This window comes from Stenotrophomonas sp. Y-13 (assembly GCF_046267925.1).
In the GTDB taxonomy this organism is placed as follows: domain Bacteria; phylum Pseudomonadota; class Gammaproteobacteria; order Xanthomonadales; family Xanthomonadaceae; genus Stenotrophomonas; species Stenotrophomonas acidaminiphila_A.
This window is the reverse complement of sequence record NZ_CP176501.1, coordinates 990,528-1,008,347: the sequence shown is the minus strand read 5'-3', so window position 1 is coordinate 1,008,347 and position 17,820 is coordinate 990,528. Positions and strand designations below refer to the sequence as shown.

The 17,820-nt window shown below is 70.9% G+C and carries 18 protein-coding genes; 11 read left to right on the top strand and 7 right to left on the bottom strand.

Annotated elements, in window-relative coordinates:
• The first annotated feature begins 178 nt into the window (after positions 1–178).
• From ACJ7VY_RS04490 to otsA, 4 genes are all read left to right on the top strand, one after another.
• Positions 179–2,614: a TonB-dependent receptor plug domain-containing protein gene (locus ACJ7VY_RS04490; protein WP_104938257.1), complete on the top strand. Its 2,436-nt coding sequence runs from the start codon at positions 179–181 to the stop codon at positions 2,612–2,614.
• A 107-nt stretch (positions 2,615–2,721) separates the two neighbouring features.
• Positions 2,722–3,465, top strand: a complete 744-nt coding sequence (gene otsB / locus ACJ7VY_RS04485; protein WP_312344645.1) for a trehalose-phosphatase — start codon at positions 2,722–2,724, stop codon at positions 3,463–3,465.
• Positions 3,466–3,550: 85 nt separating this feature from the next.
• The gene (locus ACJ7VY_RS04480; RefSeq protein ID WP_312344484.1) at positions 3,551–5,332 is read left to right on the top strand and encodes a glycoside hydrolase family 15 protein; all 1,782 of its coding nucleotides are present in this window, start codon (positions 3,551–3,553) and stop codon (positions 5,330–5,332) included.
• Positions 5,329–6,696 carry an alpha,alpha-trehalose-phosphate synthase (UDP-forming) gene (otsA, locus tag ACJ7VY_RS04475; protein ID WP_312344486.1) on the top strand — a complete coding sequence of 456 codons (1,368 nt, stop codon included), beginning with the start codon at positions 5,329–5,331 and terminating at the stop codon, positions 6,694–6,696. The genes ACJ7VY_RS04480 and otsA overlap by 4 nt, the downstream gene beginning before the upstream one ends.
• Positions 6,697–6,916: 220 nt before the next feature.
• On the opposite strand, the gene ACJ7VY_RS04470 is transcribed toward otsA, so the two are convergent.
• The 4 genes from ACJ7VY_RS04470 to rluD are packed head-to-tail and all read right to left on the bottom strand — an operon-like array spanning position 6,917 to position 9,700.
• A complete protein-coding gene (locus ACJ7VY_RS04470; protein ID WP_312344488.1) occupies positions 6,917–7,345 on the bottom strand; it encodes a thiol-disulfide oxidoreductase DCC family protein in 429 nt (142 codons plus the stop codon).
• Positions 7,338–7,937: a DUF4166 domain-containing protein gene (locus ACJ7VY_RS04465; RefSeq protein ID WP_409476438.1), complete on the bottom strand. Its 600-nt coding sequence runs from the start codon at positions 7,935–7,937 to the stop codon at positions 7,338–7,340. The genes ACJ7VY_RS04470 and ACJ7VY_RS04465 overlap by 8 nt, the downstream gene beginning before the upstream one ends.
• Positions 7,934–8,713, bottom strand: coding sequence for a peptidoglycan editing factor PgeF (gene pgeF, locus ACJ7VY_RS04460; RefSeq protein WP_313247537.1), 780 nt, complete (start codon positions 8,711–8,713; stop codon positions 7,934–7,936). Before pgeF ends, ACJ7VY_RS04465 begins: the two co-directional genes overlap by 4 nt.
• 3 nt (positions 8,714–8,716) lie before the next feature.
• Complete coding sequence (gene rluD / locus ACJ7VY_RS04455) at positions 8,717–9,700, bottom strand: 23S rRNA pseudouridine(1911/1915/1917) synthase RluD (protein WP_240211676.1); 984 nt, start codon at positions 9,698–9,700, stop codon at positions 8,717–8,719.
• 111 nt (positions 9,701–9,811) lie between these two features.
• Between rluD and ACJ7VY_RS04450 the strand changes: the two genes are divergently transcribed.
• Positions 9,812–10,696, top strand: a complete 885-nt coding sequence (locus ACJ7VY_RS04450; protein WP_161614730.1) for an outer membrane protein assembly factor BamD — start codon at positions 9,812–9,814, stop codon at positions 10,694–10,696.
• 313 nt (positions 10,697–11,009) lie between these two features.
• Here ACJ7VY_RS04450 and ACJ7VY_RS04445 read toward each other — a convergent pair whose 3' ends face one another.
• Genes ACJ7VY_RS04445 through ACJ7VY_RS04435 form a run of 3 tightly spaced genes read right to left on the bottom strand, consistent with a single transcriptional unit; the run spans position 11,010 to position 12,862 of the window.
• The gene (locus tag ACJ7VY_RS04445; protein ID WP_240211677.1) at positions 11,010–11,330 is read right to left on the bottom strand and encodes an EF-hand domain-containing protein; all 321 of its coding nucleotides are present in this window, start codon (positions 11,328–11,330) and stop codon (positions 11,010–11,012) included.
• Complete coding sequence (murA, locus tag ACJ7VY_RS04440) at positions 11,327–12,598, bottom strand: UDP-N-acetylglucosamine 1-carboxyvinyltransferase (protein ID WP_104938249.1); 1,272 nt, start codon at positions 12,596–12,598, stop codon at positions 11,327–11,329. Before murA ends, ACJ7VY_RS04445 begins: the two co-directional genes overlap by 4 nt.
• 33 nt (positions 12,599–12,631) lie before the next feature.
• Positions 12,632–12,862 carry a BolA family protein gene (locus ACJ7VY_RS04435; protein ID WP_104938248.1) on the bottom strand — a complete coding sequence of 77 codons (231 nt, stop codon included), beginning with the start codon at positions 12,860–12,862 and terminating at the stop codon, positions 12,632–12,634.
• 52 nt (positions 12,863–12,914) lie between these two features.
• On the opposite strand from ACJ7VY_RS04435, the gene ACJ7VY_RS04430 reads away from it, so the two are divergent.
• The 6 genes from ACJ7VY_RS04430 to ACJ7VY_RS04405 all read left to right on the top strand — a co-directional run bounded on the left by ACJ7VY_RS04430 (position 12,915) and on the right by ACJ7VY_RS04405 (position 17,801).
• Positions 12,915–13,916: a KpsF/GutQ family sugar-phosphate isomerase gene (locus ACJ7VY_RS04430; RefSeq protein WP_161614732.1), complete on the top strand. Its 1,002-nt coding sequence runs from the start codon at positions 12,915–12,917 to the stop codon at positions 13,914–13,916.
• A 64-nt stretch (positions 13,917–13,980) separates the two neighbouring features.
• Positions 13,981–14,529 (top strand): KdsC family phosphatase, encoded by a 549-nt coding sequence (locus ACJ7VY_RS04425; RefSeq protein WP_240211678.1) that lies wholly within the window; start codon positions 13,981–13,983, stop codon positions 14,527–14,529.
• Positions 14,526–15,101 carry an LPS export ABC transporter periplasmic protein LptC gene (gene lptC, locus ACJ7VY_RS04420; RefSeq protein ID WP_240211679.1) on the top strand — a complete coding sequence of 192 codons (576 nt, stop codon included), beginning with the start codon at positions 14,526–14,528 and terminating at the stop codon, positions 15,099–15,101. Before ACJ7VY_RS04425 ends, lptC begins: the two co-directional genes overlap by 4 nt.
• Positions 15,070–15,609, top strand: a complete 540-nt coding sequence (gene lptA / locus ACJ7VY_RS04415) for a lipopolysaccharide transport periplasmic protein LptA (RefSeq protein WP_104938244.1) — start codon at positions 15,070–15,072, stop codon at positions 15,607–15,609. Before lptC ends, lptA begins: the two co-directional genes overlap by 32 nt.
• Entirely contained in the window at positions 15,609–16,328 is a 720-nt protein-coding gene (gene lptB, locus ACJ7VY_RS04410) for an LPS export ABC transporter ATP-binding protein (protein ID WP_104938243.1), read from the top strand. Before lptA ends, lptB begins: the two co-directional genes overlap by 1 nt.
• A gap of 42 nt (positions 16,329–16,370) precedes the next feature.
• A complete protein-coding gene (locus ACJ7VY_RS04405; protein WP_409476437.1) occupies positions 16,371–17,801 on the top strand; it encodes an RNA polymerase factor sigma-54 in 1,431 nt (476 codons plus the stop codon).
• Positions 17,802–17,820: the final 19 nt, after the last annotated feature.

Below are 17,820 nucleotides of genomic sequence, written 5' to 3'. Positions count from 1 at the left end.
AGCCTGCAAGGATGGCGTGGCCGTCGCTGCAGCGGCATATCACGTTTACGGATGAGCTGATGCCACGCGGGGCTTGCACCGGGCGCCGGCATCACGCGAAGATAACATATCGCTCCATCCGGATGAATGTAACAAAGCATCCGAAACCCCTTCCCCACATCACCCCGGAGTTTCCCCCATGGCCCGTATTTCCCCGGCACCGCTCGGCCTGGCCGTCGTGCTGGCACTGTCCTCGCCCGCCTACGCCCAGGACGCGTCCGCCCCGGCGACCACGCTCGACACCGTGATCGTCACCGGCACCCGCGCCAGCGACCGCACCGTCCTGGAATCCACCTCGCCGGTGGACGTGCTCACCGCCGAGGACATCCGCAAGGCCGGCGTGGTCAATGGCGAACTCGGCAGCGCGCTGCAGGCGCTGCTGCCGTCGTTCAACTTCCCGCGGCAGTCCAACTCCGGCGGTGCCGACCACGTGCGCGCGGCGCAGCTGCGCGGGCTGTCGCCGGACCAGGTGCTGGTGCTGGTCAACGGCAAGCGCCGCCACAACTCGGCGCTGGTCAACACCGACAGCAAGATCGGCAAGGGCACCACGCCGGTGGACTTCAACGCCATCCCGGTCAGCGCGATCAAGCGCATCGAAGTCCTGCGCGACGGCGCCGGCGCGCTGTACGGCTCCGATGCCGTGGCCGGGGTGATCAACGTGATCCTCGACGATGCCCCGCAGGGCGGCGCCATCGAGGCCAGCTTCGGTGCGCACCACACCGACCTCAAGCCGATCGGCCGCACCCTCACCGATGGCCAGACGAGCTATTTCAGCGCCAAGGTCGGCACCGTGCTGAGCGACCAGGGCGGCTTCCTGCGCGTGGGCCTGGAGCTGAAGAACCGCGAGGCCACCAACCGCGCCGGCTTCGACCAGATCCCGCCGTGGGAGGCGCAGACCCCGGACAACCTGGCCCTGGCCGGCAAGCGCAACTACGCCCTGGGCGACGGTGCCAGCAAGGACCTCAATGCCTGGTTCAACACCGAAATCCCGTTCGGCGCCACCTCCAAGGCCTATGCGTTCGGCACCTACAACCAGCGCGATACCGAAGGCGCCAATTACTTCCGCTACCCGGACGGCGAAGCCAACTGGAAGCAGCTGTATCCCAACGGCTACCGCCCGGTTTCCGAAGGCGAGAACCTGGACCTGCAGCTGGTCGCCGGCGCGCGCGGCCAGTGGGGCGACTGGAACTACGACGCCAGCCTCGACCACGGCCGCAACGAATTCACCTACCGCCTGCGCGATTCGCTCAACGCCTCGCTCGGCCCGGCCAGCCCCACCCGCTTCAAGACGGGCGACTACGCGTTCGAGCAGACCGTGGCCAACCTCGATGTCGGTCGCATCTTCGTGCGCGCCGACGACAGCCACAGCCTCGGCTTCGGCGTGGAAGCGCGCCACGAACGCTACGAGACCGGCGCCGGCGACCCGGCCAGCTATGCGGCCGGCGCGTACACCGATCGCCCCACCGGCTCGCAGGCCGGCGGCGGCCTGACCCCACAGGACGAGGCCCACCTCACCCGCGACGTGTTCAGCGCCTATGGCAGCCTGTCCTCGACCTTCGGCGAGAAGTTCTCCACCGACCTCGCCGCGCGCTACGAGCATTACCAGGACTTCGGCGGCGAGCTCACCGGCAAGCTCGGCGCACGTTACGCGTTCGCACCGGCGTTCGCGCTGCGCGGCGCCATCTCCAACAACTTCCACGCGCCGTCGCTGAGCCAGACCGGCTTCGAATCCACCTCCACCGGCTACACCGCCGGCGGCCAGCTGGTGCAGGGCCGGCTGCTGTCGGTGAACAACCCGATCGCGCGCGCACTGGGTGCCCGCGACCTGAAGCCGGAGAAGTCGATCAACTACAGCCTTGGTTTCACCAGCCAGATCGGCAGCCACCTGGACCTGTCGCTGGACCTGTTCCAGATCGACATCGATGACCGCATCGCGCTGTCGGAGAGCATCACCGGCGACGCACTCACCGATTTCGTGCAGCAGCGCTTCGGCGTGAGCGGGCTGCAGAGCGCGCACTACTTCGTCAATGCCGCCGATACCCGCACCCGCGGCGCCGAGTTCGTCGCCAACTGGCGGCAGACGCTGGGCGGCGGCGACCTGCTGCTCACCGGCACCTGGAGTTACGCCAGGACCGAGCTGAAGAACGTGCTGGCCACGCCGCCGCAGCTGCTGGCGCTGGACCCGGACTACGTGCTGTTCGGCGTGGAGGAAAGCAATACGCTCACCGACGCGGCGCCGCGCACCCGCGCGCAGCTGGCGGCGAGCTGGGCCGACGCGCGCTGGTCGCTGGGCAGCCGCCTGAGCCGCCATGGCAGCGCGCGACGCGTGTTCGATTTCGGTGGCGGCTATGTGCCGACCCAGACCTATGGCGCGGAATGGCAGCTCGATGCGGAAGTGGAATACCGCGTCACCGCGAAGTGGAGCGTGGCCGTCGGTGGGCAGAACCTGACCGACAACTACCCGGACCGCTCCAACGACGACATCCACTACTTCGGCAACCTGCCCTACGACGTGTTGTCGCCGATCGGCAGCAACGGCGCGTACTGGTACGGGCGCGTGCGCTACGCGTTCTGACCCGGCGGCTGGAAGCCGGGCCAGTGCCCGGTTTCCAGCATCCGCCTTCATGCGCCCGCGGCGGAACGATAACTTTCCTCTCACGTGCCGCGTGGCATGGTAGGGAAATGGTCAAAGCGTCCATCAGCCCGCCCCCCGCGCTGGATCCCGCTTGTGCCCTGTTCCTTGACGTGGACGGCACGCTGGTCGGGTTCGCGGCACAACCCGAAGATGTCCGCCTGCCACCACAGGTGCGCGACTGGATAGCCCGTATCGGCGAACGCCTCGGTGGCGCCCTGGCGCTGGTCAGCGGACGCCCGCTGGCACAGCTTGACCAGTTGTTCGCGCCACTGCGCTTGCCCGCCGCGGGCCTGCATGGCGCGCAATTGCGCCGCACCGACGACGACGCGCCGGCAGACGCCGACCCCGCCCACTGGCTGCATGACCTGCATGTGCAGGCAATGCGCCTGGCGCACGCGCACCCCGGCGTACGCGTGGAAGCCAAGGGCCAGGCCCTGGCGCTGCATTGGCGCAATGCACCGGATGCCGCAGCCGCGGTCGAAGCCTTCGCGCGCGCGCAGTTGCCGCGGCTGCCCGGCGTCCGCCTGCAACCGGGCAACCATGTGGTCGAACTGGTGTCCGCCAGCCACGACAAGGGCACGGCGGTGAGCACGCTGATGCGCGCACCGCCCTTCGCCGGGCGCCGCCCGGTGTTCGTCGGCGACGACCTCACCGACGAGTACGGCTTCGCCGCGGCGACACGGCTCGGCGGCTACGGAATCCTGGTCGGCGACCGCTCGCCCAGCCAGGCGCGCCATGCCCTGCCGGATGTGGCCGCGATGCACGCGTGGCTGCGCGCGGGCGCGGCCTGATGCCACACCGCGGTGCCGGGCCATCGATCCGGACGCGGTCGCACCCCGGGGACGGCACGGCCGCCCCACCAGCAAGGAGGAAGCGATGCTTCAAGCCAATCTCGAGATGGGCGTCATCGGCAATGGCAGTTTCGGTGCCCTGATCGACCGCCATGCGCGCGTGGTATGGAGTTGCCTGCCCGCGTTCGATGGCGACCCGGCGTTCTGCGCGCTGTTGTCGCCGCGCGAACATGACGGCGGCGACTTCGCCATCGAGCTGGAGGATTATGCCGGCAGCGAGCAGCACTACATCACCAACACCGCGATCCTGCGCACGGTGCTGCGCGACAGCCACGGTGGCCAGGTGGAGGTGATCGACTTCGCGCCGCGCTGGCGCCGCCACGACCGCTTCTACCGGCCGCCGAGCCTGGTACGCCGCATCCGCCCGCTGTCGGGCAACCCGCGCATCCGGGTAGTGGCGCGGCCGCTGGCCAACTGGGGCGCGCGCGTGCCCGACTGCACCTGGGGCAGCAACCACCTGCGCTGGCTGCTGCCCGGCTTCACCCTGCGCCTGACCACCGACGTACCGGTGCGTTTCATCCGCGACGCGCTGCCGTTCGTGCTCGCCCACCCCATGGAGCTGGTGCTGGGCGTGGACGAACCGCTGGACCGCGCGCTTGCCAGCTACGCGCAGGACGCGCAGCAGCGCACCGAAGATTACTGGCGCGAATGGACCCGCTACCTGTCCATTCCGCTGGAATGGCAGGACGCGGTGATCCGCAGCGCCATCACCCTGAAGCTGTGCCAGTACGAGGACAGCGGCGCGATCATCGCGGCGATGACCACCTCCATCCCCGAGGCCCCGGGCAGCGCCCGCAACTGGGATTACCGCTACTGCTGGCTGCGCGACGCCGCGTTCGTGGTGCGCGCGCTCAACCGGCTGGGCGCCACCCGGTCGATGGAGGATTTCCTGCGCTACATCTTCAACCTGGCCACCACCGACGGCAGCCTGCAGCCGCTGTACGGCATCGGCCTGGAGGAACGGCTCGACGAGCATGAAGTGCCGTCGCTGGCGGGGTACCGTGGCATGGGCCCGGTGCGGCGCGGCAACCTGGCCTGGCTGCAGCGGCAGCACGATGTCTACGGCTCCGTGGTGCTGGCTTCGACCCAGCTGTTCTTCGACCAGCGCCTGAAGGACCCGGGCGACGCGCACACCTTCGCCCGGCTCGAACCGCTGGGCGAACGCGCCTATGCCCTGCACGACGTGCCCGACGCCGGGCTGTGGGAGTTCCGCGGGCGCACCGCGGTGCATACCTATACCGCCGCGATGTGCTGGGCGGCCTGCGACCGCCTGGCCAAGATCGCCACGCGCCTGGCGCTCGGCGAGCGTGCCGCGCTGTGGCGCGAGCGCGCCGACCACATCCACCAGCGGGTGCTGGAGCGCGGCTGGAACCCACGGCTGGGCCACTTCACCGACACCTTCGATGGCAGCCACCTGGACGCGTCGTTGCTGCTGCTGGCCGACATCGGCTTCATCGACGCGGGCGACCCGCGCTACGTCGCCACGGTGGAGGCCATCGGCCACGGCCTGCGTCGCGGCGACGCGCTGTTCCGCTATATCGCCCCGGATGACTTCGGCGCGCCCGAGACCAGCTTCACCATCTGTACGTTCTGGTACATCGATGCGCTGGCCGCGATCGGCCGCATGGACGAGGCCCGCGTCCTGTTCGAAAGCGTGCTGGCACGGCGCAACCACCTCGGGCTGCTGTCCGAGGACCTGGCGTTCAGCGATGGCGAGCAGTGGGGCAACTTCCCGCAGACCTATTCGCACGTGGGCCTGATCACCGCCGCGATGCGGCTGTCGCGCAGCTGGCAGGAGGCCTCGTGAGCCGCCTGGTGGTGGTCTCCAACCGGGTCGCGCTGCCCGGCGAAAGCCGCGCCGGCGGGCTCGCCGTGGGGCTGCTGGCGGCATTGAAGGAACGCGGCGGGCTGTGGTTCGGCTGGAGCGGGCGCGCCGTGTCCGGCCCCAGCGGGGAACTGCACGAACACAGCGACGGCGCCATCCGCTATGCCACCCTGGACCTGTCCAGGGCCGACCTGGACAGCTACTACAACGGCTTCTCCAACCGCGCGCTGTGGCCACTGCTGCACTTCCGCCTGGATTTGGTGGATTACGACCGCAGCAAGCGCGAAGGCTACTGGCGGGTCAACACGCTGTTCGCCGACCGGCTCGCGCCACTGCTGCGCGACGACGACACGGTGTGGATCCACGACTACCACTTGATCCCGCTGGCGGCGCTGCTGCGCGAACGCGGCATCGGTTGCCGCATCGGCTTCTTCCTGCACGTGCCGGTGCCGTCGGCCGACCTGGTGCAGGCGCTGCCCGAGCATCGTTCGCTGTTCTCGGCGCTGTACGCCTGCGACCTGCTCGGCTTCCAGACCCGGCGCGACGTGGACCGCTTCCGCTCCTGGGCGCGCCTGTTCGGCGGTGGCAGCGCCATCGACAGCGGGCATATCCGGTCGCCCGACGGGCGCCGCGTGCGCATCGCCGCGTTCCCGATCGGCATCGATACCGAGCACATCGCCCGGCAGGCACGGGTGGCTACCGGCAACAGCGCGGTGCGCGCGCTGCGGCACAGCCTGCAGGAACGCAAACTGGCCATCGGCGTGGACCGGCTGGACTACTCCAAGGGGCTGCCCGAACGCTTCCATGGCTTCGAGCGCTACCTGACCCGCTACCCGCAGCAGAAGGGCAGCATGACCTTCCTGCAGATCGCGCCGGTCTCGCGCGGCAGCGTGGCCGAGTACCGTTCGCTGCGCAGCGAACTGGAGCGGCTGGCCGGGCACATCAACGGTGGCCACGCCGAGGCCGACTGGACCCCGTTGCGCTACGTCAACCAGAACTACGCCCACAGCACCCTGACCGGGTTCTACCGCGAGGCCGCGGTGGGACTGGTGACGCCGCTGCGCGACGGCATGAACCTGGTGGCCAAGGAGTACGTGGCGTCACAGGACCCGGACGATCCCGGCGTGCTGGTGCTGTCGCTGCTGGCCGGCGCCGCCGACGAACTGAAGCAGGCGCTGCTGGTCAATCCGCACGACCTGGACGGCGTCGCCGACGCCATCGCCACCGCAGCCAACATGCCGCGCGGCGAACGCATCGAGCGCTGGCAGGCAATGATGCAGCACCTGCGCGAGCACGACATCAACCGCTGGCGGCGCGACTACCTGCAGGCGCTGGAAGGCGACTGAGAGAGCCCCATGCGGGGCAAGCCCCGCATCTACGTCCGCGCTGCGTTGTCCCGGATGAACCACGCGCCTGCGGCGTTGTCCCGGCCGAACCCGCGAACGCGCCATCCCGGCCTGCCTGCAAACGCACGATTCCCCGTAGGTGCGGGGCTCGCCCCGCACAGAGCTTCACCGGGAAAACCCCGTGCGGGGCAAGCCCCGCATCTACGCCCGCACAGGCTTCTCAATCCAGGAAACGCGCCGCCTGCGCCGGGGTAGGCAGGTAGCAGGCGTCGTGGCGCCCGAACCAGCGGTAGCGGTTGCGCGCCAGCCAGCGGTAACCGCGGTCGCGCAGCGGACGGGGCAGCAGGCGCGCCAGCCGGGCCAGCTGCCAGATGCCGCCCAGGCCGGCCAGCACGCGCACGATGGCGTCGGTATCGGTATACGCGCGGCCCTGCTCGACCAGCAGGAACGACAGCGGGTCATCCGGATCCAGGCCATGGGCGCGCATCAACCGGCGCCCGTGCGCGCCCTGCATCGCCGCGAACCGATAGCGGCCGTGGCGGTCGAAACGCAGCAGGAAGCGCACCCAGCGACTGCACAGCGCGCAGACGCCATCGAACACGATCACCGGCGCAGGGCCGGAGGCGGAGTCGGACGTCCCTTTACCCATCGCCGCGGCCTCCGCCGATGCGGCCGCTGACGGGAACGTCCGGTTCTGCCTCCCGGTTCCCGATCGGCAACAGCCAGCCCTCGTAGCGGATCAGCGGCCCGAGCAGCGGCATCGCCACGTCCACCAGGAACGTGTAGCGGTCGCCATCGACGCGTTCGCGGCAACGCACCTGGGCGAACCAGGCGGCCGGCAACGGTACGCTGCCAAACGCCCAGGCCCGCTCGACCCGCCAGTGGATTTCGCCATCCACGGCCGCCAGCGCGAAACGGAAGCGTACCGCGCCCAGGCGCTCGAACAGGCGGCCCTGGCGCGACCACAGCCGCGAGGCCATGCGCGCGTCGCCGAAACGGCGGTTCCAGCGCTCGCCGGCGCCCTCGGCCACGAACTCGACCGTCACCGGCACCGCGTCCGCCGCCGCGGGCAGCCGTGCCAGCCACGCGCAGGGCGCGACCAGCCAATGGTCGCCGCGGCGCACGCAGGCCTGGCCGCGCCAGCGCTGCCGGCCCTGCACCGAATGCAATGCCTGCAGGGTCGGCGGCAGCCGGGCGAACGCGGCGGCGCCGAGCACCCGCGCGAACAGCGGCGCGGTCACCGTGCCATCCACACCAGCGTGGCCATGCGTCCGCTGCGACGATCGCGGCGGTGCGAGAACCAGCGCGCGGAATCGGCGATGGTGCACTGGTCGCCGCCATGGATCGCCGCCGGGTCCATGCCGGCGGCCTGCAGCCGTTGCCGTGCCAGCGCGTACAGATCCACCCGCCAGTGCCCGGGCCGGGTGCCGGTGAAGGCCGCTTCGGCAGCGGCCGCATGTGCCAGGAAGGCGTCGCGCACGTCGGCGCCGATCTCGTAGTGCGCCGGCCCGGCGGCGGGGCCGAGCCAGGCGATGACCTCCGACGCCGGCGCCCGCATGGCCGCGAGCGTTGCCTCCAGCATGCCGTCGGCGAGCCCGCGCCACCCGGCGTGCGCGGCGGCTACCTCGCCGCCGTCGCGGGCGGCGAACACCACCGGCAGGCAGTCGGCGGTGAGGATCGCCAGCACCACCCCCGGCACCGCGGTCACCGCGGCATCGGCGACGGGTTCGGCGTCCACGCCCTGCGCCACCGGCGGTGCGTCGAAGCGCAGCACGCCGGTGCCGTGCACCTGGCGCAGCCAGTGCGGCGCCGAAGGCAGGCCCGCCAGCCGCTGCAGTTCATCGCGGTTGCGCTGCACCTGCTGTGGGTCGTCGCCTTCGGCCGAGCTGCGGTTGCCCAGGTTGAAACGGTCGAATGGCGGCAGCGAGCCGCCCGCGCCATGACGCAGCGTGGTGAACGCCCGCACCCCGGGGGGCGCGGGCCAGTCCGCCGCCAGCAGCGGCAACGCGGCGGCCATGATTCAGCGCCGCTCGCGTTCGGCGAACAGGACGCTGTCCTCGCGCAGCGCCTTCATCAGCGCCAGCATGTCGGCCGGCACCGGCGCGCTGTTGCGGATCGCCTCGCCGGTGATCGGGTGCATGAATTCCAGCGTCTCGGCGTGCAGCGCCTGGCGCCTGAAGCCGCGCAGCTGCGCGACCAGTTCGTCGGTGGCGCCCTTGGGCAGCTTCAGCGCGCCGCCGTACAGCGGGTCGCCGATGATCGGGTGCTTCAGGTGCGCCATGTGCACGCGGATCTGGTGGGTGCGGCCGGTTTCCAGGCGGCATTCCAGCGCGGTGTGGGCGCGGAAGCGTTCGCGCAGGCGGTAATGGGTGACGGCGTCGCGGCCATCCTCGCGCACGGCCATGCGCAGGCGGTCGCGCGGGTGGCGGTCGATCGGCGCGTCGGCGGTGCCGCCGGACACCAGCGCGCCGCTCACCACGGCCAGGTACTGGCGGTGCACTTCGCGCGCGGACAACTGCTCCACCAGCGCGGTCTGCGCCTGCAGGGTGCGGGCCACGACCATCACCCCGCTGGTGTCCTTGTCCAGCCGGTGGACCACGCCGGCGCGCGGCACCGACGCCAGCGCCGGGTCGCGGAACAGCAGCGCGTTGACCAGGGTGCCGGTGGGGTTGCCGGCTCCCGGGTGGACCACCAGCCCGGCCGGCTTGTCGATCACGAAGACGTGCTCGTCCTCGTACAGCACCGACAGCGGGATGTCCTCGGGCAGGGCGTTGGTCTCGGTGTCCAGCGTCGCATTCAGGGTGGCCAGCTCGCCGCCCCGCACCGGATCGCGCGGGCGCGCCGGGACGCCGTCCAGCAGCACTGCCCCGGACTTGATCCATTCGCTCAGGCGGGAACGGGAGAATTCGGGGAACAGCTCGGCCAGCACGGCGTCGAAACGGCGGCCGGCGGCGGCGTCGGGCACCCGCGCCTGGCGGGAAGGAAGGGAAGCGTTGTCGGACATGGCAGGGGTATCGGCGGAATTCGGGGGGTCCCGGCGACAGGAGTCAGTCGCAGGACAGGCCACTAGGCTATCATCGCCCCTTCGTATTCCTGCCGCGTCCCGCCCCGACCCATGATCCGACGCTCCCCGCTGCTGTCCGCTCCCGTCCGCATCACCGCCCTGCTGCTGGTCCTGGTCTTCGCCGCCACCGGCTGCCACCGCGGCGCAAAGGGCAAGAACGCCGACGAGGGCATGCCGGTCGAGAGGCTCTACGAAAAGAGCCACAAGCTGATGGAAGGCGGCAACTGGTCCGGCGCCGAGGCCAGCTTCCGGCGGCTGATCGCCCAGTACCCGTATGGCCCGTACACCGAGCAGGCGATGATCGAAAGCGCCTACGCCCAGTACAAGGCCGGCAAGAACGACGACGCGGTGTCCAGCATCGACCGCTTCATCCGCACCTACCCGACCCACCGCAACATCGCCTACCTGTACTACCTGCGCGGGCTGGCCAACGGCAACAGCGACACCGTGTTCCTGCGCCGGGTGTGGTCGCTGGACTCCAGCCGTCGCGACCTTTCCACGCCGCGCCAGGCCTACGCCGACTTCAACATCGTCACCGAGCGCTACCCCAACAGCCGCTACGCCGCCGACGCGCGCCAGCGCATGATCGAGCTGCGCGACGTGTTCGCCCAGCACGAGATGGACAACGCCCTGTACTACGCCCGCCGCGGCGCCTGGGTCTCGGCCGCCGGTCGCGCCACCTATCTGCTGGAAACCTACCCGCAGAGCGCCTTCCAGAACGACGCGGTGGCGCTGCTCGGCGAGTCCTACGTCCACCTGGGCAACAAGACCCTGGCCGACGACGCCCGGCGCGTGCTCGAGCTCAACGAGCCCGGCCACCCGTGGCTGCAGGGCGAGTGGCCGAAGTACCCGTGGATCGCGCGCAAGCTCAACCCGTTCGCCGGCGAGAAATCCGCCGCCACCGGCCAGCGCAACGCGCGGATGAACCGCAAGTAATCCGCGCCGGCCACAGCCCGGTCGCACGTACGACGCCCCGCAAGGGGCGTTTTGCGTTCATGGGAAGGGCAAAGCCCCGCCCCGGCGGCCACGACAGTCCCGGGCGCACAGGCAGTCAGGGGCACGCCGGGCACCGGCGCGGTGCCCGGTTGCAGGGTCGGGAAAGCGGCCGGGACAGCCCCGGCATCTGCGCCACGGGTGCCCGGGCGCGGCCGGCACGGGCGGCGGCGGGTGCCCCGCGCAGCGTTCGCGGGGCGGCGCCAGGCCTGGGCGGGCACGCCGCGTCGCGGCGCAGTGCGCCGCGACCGGGCGGTTACGGCTTGGCGGCGGCCGCGTCGTCGGCCTTGAACACGGTCCGGCAGTCGCGGCGGAATTCCTCGCCGGTGCGGCGCCAGGCGAAGCTGCGGCAGTGGCGGTTACCCTCCTGGGTATCGGCCACCTTCACCGCGTAGAACGCCTGGAAGAACTCGTCGCGGCTGACCTGGCCGTCGCCGTTCCAGTCCATCTGCTCCTTCTCCACGCCACGGGTGATGGCGATGCCGGCGTACCAGGCCCAGCCCAGCCAGCCCAGCGCCAGCAGCACCAGTACCAGCAGCGCGCGGCGGCGCGGAGTGAATCGGCCGCGCAGGATCATGACACGCGCCGGATGCGGGCACCGAGCGCACCGAGCTTTTCCTCGATGTTCTCGTAGCCGCGGTCCAGGTGGTAGATGCGGTCGATGGTGGTATCGCCATCGGCCACCAGCCCGGCCAGGATCAGGCTGGCCGACGCGCGCAGGTCGGTGGCCATCACCGGCGCCCCGCTGAGCCGTTCGACACCGCGGCAGATGGCGGTATGGCCCTCGACCTGGATGTCCGCGCCCAGGCGCAGCAGCTCGTTGACGTGCATGAAACGGTTTTCGAAGATCGTCTCGTTGACCACGCCCACGCCGTCGGCGATGCAGTTGAGCGCCATGAACTGCGCCTGCATGTCGGTCGGGAACGCCGGATACGGCGCGGTGGTCAGGTTGACCGCCTTCGGCCGTCGGCCGTGCATGTCCAGGGTGATGGTGTCCTGCGTGGTCTCGATCGTCGCGCCGGCCTCGGCCAGCTTGGCCAGCACCGCGTCGAGCGTGTCCGGGCGGGCGTTGCGCATCACCACGCGGCCGCCGGTCATTGCCGCGGCGACCAGGAAGGTGCCGGTCTCGATGCGGTCCGGCAGCACCGCGTGGCGGCCGCCGGCCAGGCGCTCGACGCCCTCGATCACCAGCCGCGCGGTGCCCAGCCCTTCGATCTTCGCGCCCAGCGCGATGAGGCAGTGCGCCAGGTCGGTGACTTCCGGCTCCATCGCCGCGTTTTCCAGCACGGTGGTGCCTTCGGCCAGCACCGCGGCCATCAGCACGTTCTCGGTGCCGGTGACGCTGACCATGTCGAAGGTGAAGCGACCGCCCTTCAGGCGCTCCGCGCGCGCCTTGATGAAGCCGTTCTCCACGGTGATTTCCGCGCCCAGCGCCTGCAGGCCCTTGATGTGCTGGTCCACCGGGCGCGAGCCGATCGCGCAGCCGCCGGGCAACGACACTTCCGCCGCGCCGTACTTGGCCAGCAGCGGGCCGAGCACCAGGATCGAGGCGCGCATGGTCTTGACCAGCTCGTACGGCGCCACGTGCTGGTTGACGCTGCGCGGGTCGACCACGATCGCGCTGCCGCGCGACAGGGTGCCCTGGTCGATGGTGACCTTGGCGCCCAGTTCGCCGAGCAGCTTCACCGTGGTGATCACGTCGTGCAGGTGCGGCACGTTGGTGATCTCCACCGGCGCATCGGCCAGCAGGGTCGCGCAGAGGATCGGCAGGACGGCGTTCTTGGCGCCGGAGACATTGACTTCACCGTTCAGCGCATTGCCGCCGGTGACCACGATTTTCGCCATGTGTGTGAGGCCAGTAGGTTGGAGGGGGCCGGCTCAGCCGGCTTCGCCGGGGGTGACGGTTTTCAGGGCCAGCGCGTGGATCGCGCCGCCCATCAGCTCGCCCAGCGTCGCATAGACCATGCGGTGGCGGGCCAGCGGCAGCTTGCCGGCGAAGGCCTCGCAGACCACGGTGGCCTCGAAGTGCACGCCGTCCTCGCCACTCACCTGGGCGCGGGCGCCCGGCAGGCCGGCTTCGATCAGGTTCTGGATGGTCTCGGCGTCCAAGTCGCTTTCCTAATAAAATGAACGCCCATTCTACTCCCCGAGTGGCGCCCGCATGGCTGCTTCCCCCCTTTCGCCGGACTCGCTGCACGACGCCGACCTGATCGCCAGCGGCCGCCGCGTGTTCGAGATCGAACGCGCCGAACTGGAACGGGTCGGCGGCCGCATCGGCGACGCGTTCGCGGCCGCCTGCCGGCTGATCCTCGGCTCGCGCGGCCGCGTGGTGGCCACCGGCATGGGCAAATCCGGGCACATCGCGCGCAAGATCGCCGCCACCCTGGCCTCCACCGGCACCCCCGCGTTCTACGTGCACCCGGGCGAGGCCGGGCATGGCGACCTGGGCATGATCACCGCCGACGACGTGGTGCTGGCGCTGTCCTACTCCGGCGAATCGGACGAGGTGCTGATGCTGCTGCCGGTGCTCAAGCGCCAGGGCAACCCGCTGATCGCCATGACCGGCCGCCCGCAGTCCAGCCTGGCCAGCGCCGCCGACATCCACCTGGACGTGAACGTGGACCACGAGGCCTGCCCGCTGGCGCTGGCGCCGACCTCCAGCACCACCACCTCGCTGGCCATGGGCGACGCCCTGGCCGTGGCCCTGCTGGACGCGCGCGGCTTCACCGCCGACGACTTCGCCCGCTCGCACCCGGCCGGCAGCCTCGGCCGGCGCCTGCTGCTGCACATCACCGACGTGATGCACGGCGGTGCCGACCTGCCCAGCGTGCGCGAGGACGCCAGTCTCAGCGAAGCGCTGGTGGAGATGAGCCGCAAGCGCCTGGGCATGACCGCCGTGGTCGACGCGCATGGCCGCCTGGTCGGGCTGTTCACCGACGGCGACCTGCGCCGCGCGCTGGACACCGACCTGGACGTGCGCACCGCCGGCATCGCCCAGGTGATGACCCGCGCGCCGCGCACCATCGGCGCCGACCAGCTGGCGGTGGAGGCAGCGCGCATGCTGGAGCAGTACCAGATCAACGGCCTGATCGTCGTCGACGGCGAAGGCCGCGCCGTCGGCGCCCTGAACATTCATGACCTGTTGCGGGCAAAAGTGGTTTAAAAGCCCGCACAATCACGCTTCCGGGCCCGATGGCCCGCCCCCGCCGCAACGGATCGCCCGCACCATGTCCTGGTCTCCCCTCGCCCACTTTCCCGCCGAGCTGCATGCCGTCGCCGCCACCATCCGGCTGGCGTGCTTCGACGTGGACGGGACCCTGACCGACGGGCGCCTGTACTACGACCACGCCGGCAACGAGAGCAAGGCGTTCTTCGTGCAGGACGGGCTGGGCCTGAAACTGCTGCAGAAGCACGGCATCCACCCGGTGCTGATCACCGCGCGCAACAGCCTGTCGGCGCAGCGCCGCGGCGCCGACCTGGGCATCGACACCCAGATCGCGGTCGGCGACAAGCTGGCCAGCGTGCGCGCGCTGTGCGAGCGCTTCGGCATCGGCCTGGCGCAAGTGGCGTTCATGGGCGACGACCTGCCGGACCTGGCCCCGCTGTGCGCGGTCGGGCTGGCGGTGGCGCCGGCCAACGCGCACCCGCTGATCGCCGGGCGCGTGCACTGGCAGACCCGCGCCGAGGGCGGCCGCGGCGCCGCGCGCGAGCTGTGTGACGTGCTGCTGGCGCTGCAGGGCCGGCTGGACGCGGTCGTGGCGGAGTACGCGCGATGAACTGGCGCATGCTCATCGGCACCGGCCTGCTGCTGGCGGCACTGGCCAGCGGCTGGTCGGCCTGGCGGCACCGCGCGACCCTGGCGCCGGCCGGCGCCTCGCAGGTCCGTGCCGATTACGTGCTGGGCGATTTCGAGATCGTCACCCTGGACAAGGACGGCAAGGAGGCAGCCACGCTGCGCGCGCCGTCCATGGAGCGCAATGCGTCCGACCAGACCTCGGTCATCGCGCGGCCGCTGTTCCTGCTGCCCGACGCCGAGGGCCGGCACTGGCAGCTGCGCGCCGACACCGGCTGGGTCAGCGCCAAGGGCGACGAACTGCGCCTGCGCGGCAACGTCGCCGGCGACAGCCCCGAGCAGGGCGGCACCCCGCCGACGACCTTCCGCACCACCGCGCTGGACGTGTTCCCCGAACGCAGCCTGGCCCGTACCGCCGAGCCCGTCACCATGGCCCGCCCGGGCCTGCGGCAGAGCGGCGTCGGCTTCGAGGCCGACCTGAAATCCCGGCAGTATTCCCTTCTTTCCCAGGTCAAGACCCGTTATGAACCCAATGCTGCCCGCCAGGCTCGCTAAGCTCGCGCCGGCCGTCCTGCTCGCCGCCACGCTCGTTCCCGGCGTGGCCACGGCCAGGGAATCGGACCGCAACCAGCCCATGGACATCGTCGCCGACAACAGCGGCGGCAACCTGGCCGGCGGCAACGGCAAGTACCGTTTCAGCGGCAACGTGGTCATCGTCCAGGGCACGCTGGAGATCCATGCCGACACCGCCGACGTGATCCAGAAGAACGGCGAGACCGAACGCGTCGTGCTTACCGGCAAGCAGGCCACGCTCAAGCAGCAGATGGACGACGGCACCTGGATGAACGCCCGCGCCGACAACATGGACTACAACGTCAACAGCGAGGTGATCGTGCTGACCGGCAACTACAAGGTCGACTCCGAGCGGGGTTCCAACGCCGGCCAGCGCATGGTCTACAACACCCGCAGCGGCGACATGCAGAGCGGCGGCGACGGCACCCGCGTGCGCACCGTGATCCAGCCCAAGAACAAGGCGCCGGCCGCGGCGGGAGAGAAGAAGTAATGCTCGTCGCCGAAGGCCTGCGCAAGCGCTACAAAAACCGCGAGGTCGTGCGCGAGTTCGGCCTGTCGCTGGATGCCGGCGAGGTGGTCGGCCTGCTCGGCCCCAACGGCGCCGGCAAGACCACCTGCTTCTACATGATCGTTGGCCTGGTCGAGAGCGACGCCGGCCGCATCGTGCTGGACGGCCGCGACATCACCGGCGAGCCGATGTACGCGCGAGCCAGGCTGGGGGTCGGCTACCTGCCGCAGGAGCCGTCGGTGTTCCGCAAGCTCAGCGTGGCCGACAACATCCGCCTGGTGCTGGAACTGCGCGAGGACCTGGACGCCGACGGCCGCGAACGCGAACTGTCGGCGCTGCTGGACGAACTGCAGATCAGCCACGTCGCCGACCAGGCCGGCGCCAGCCTGTCCGGCGGCGAACGCCGCCGCTGCGAGATCGCCCGCGCGCTGGCCGCCAAGCCGCGCCTGATCCTGCTCGACGAACCGTTCGCCGGCGTCGACCCGATCTCGGTCGGCGAGATCCAGCGCATCGTCACCCACCTCAAGCAGCGCGGCATCGGCGTGCTGATCACCGACCACAACGTCCGCGAGACCTTGGGAATCTGCGACCGCGCGTATATCCTCAACGAGGGCAGCGTGCTGGCGCAGGGCGCACCGGAAGCGCTGCTGTCCAACCCCGACGTCCGCCGTGTCTACCTTGGAGACAGCTTCACGCTCTGATCCAGCCGCGGCAGGCCGTTTCCCCTTCTGCCTGGAACCGGGATGAAAGCACGGCTGCAGACATCGCTGGGACAGCAGCTGGTCATGACGCCGCAGCTGCGCCAGGCCATCCGCCTGCTGCAGATGTCCAGCACCGAGCTGGAGCTGGAACTGGCCGGGGCGGTGGAGAGCAACCCGCTGCTGGAATGGGCCGACGAAGCCGCGCCCGGCGAGCCGGGCCCCGACCCGGGCTCCGAACCGGGGGACGCCAGCGCCGCGGCCGATGCCGGCGACGGCCACGCCGACGCGGGCATGGACTGGCCCGGCGAGGGCGAGCAGTGGAGCGGCGGCCAGGGCGGCTCGTTCGATGACGACGACAGCGATGCCCGCGACCGCGTCGCCGGGGCCGACACCCTCGCCGACCACCTGCTGTGGCAGCTGCACCTGTCCCACCTGAGCGCACGCGACCGCGCCATCGGCGTCGCCCTGGTCGATGCGCTGGACGAGGACGGTTACCTGCGCGAACCGCTTCTGTCCATCGCCCAGACGCTGCGCCCGGACATCGCCGCCGGCGAGGACGAGATCCTCACCATGCTGCACCGGATCCAGCGCTTCGACCCGCCCGGCGTCGGCGCCCGTACCCTGGGCGAATGCCTGGGGCTGCAGCTCGACGCCCTGCCCGCCGCCACCCCGGGCCTGGGCCTGGCCCGGCAGATCGCCGCGGGGCCGCTGGAACGCCTGCCGCGGGCCGGCATTCCCGGTATCGCCGCCGAACTGCGGCAACCGGCCGAGGCCGTCGAGCAGGCCGTGCAGCTGCTGCGCACGCTGGACCCGCGCCCGGGCCGGCAGCTGGGCGAAGTGTCCGCGGACGCCTATGTGGTGCCCGACTGCGTGGTCTGGCGCCAGCGCGGCGTGTGGAAGGCCGCCCTCACCGGCCATGCCGGCCCGCGGGTGGTGATCCACCGTGGCTACGAGCAGCTGATCCGCCGCTGCGGCGACGCCGACGCCAGCTACCTGCGCGGCCAGCTGCAGGAAGCGCGCTGGCTGCTCAAGGGCCTGGAGGCGCGCGGCGAGACCCTGCTGCGCGTGGTCAACAGCCTGCTGCGGCACCAGGCCGGGTTCCTGGAGTTCGGCGCGCAGGCGCTGCGGCCACTGACCCTGCGCGAGATCGCCGCGGAGCTGGAGCTGCACGAATCCACCATCTCCCGCGCCATCGCCGGCAAGCACGTGCGCACGCCGCGCGGCACCCTGCCGCTGCGCGCGTTCTTCGCCTCGGGCATCGACACCGACGGCGGCGGCGAGGCCTCCAGCACCGCGATCCAGTCGATGATCCGGCGCCTGATCGAGGCCGAAAACCCGCGCAAGCCGCTTTCTGACGCCAAGCTGGCCGACATGCTCAAGGGCAGCGGAATACCGGTGGCGCGCCGCACCGTGGCGAAGTATCGTGAAGCCATGAACATCTCCGCCTCCCACGAACGCGTACGCCTTGTCTGAAACGTTCGCGGCCGGCGGC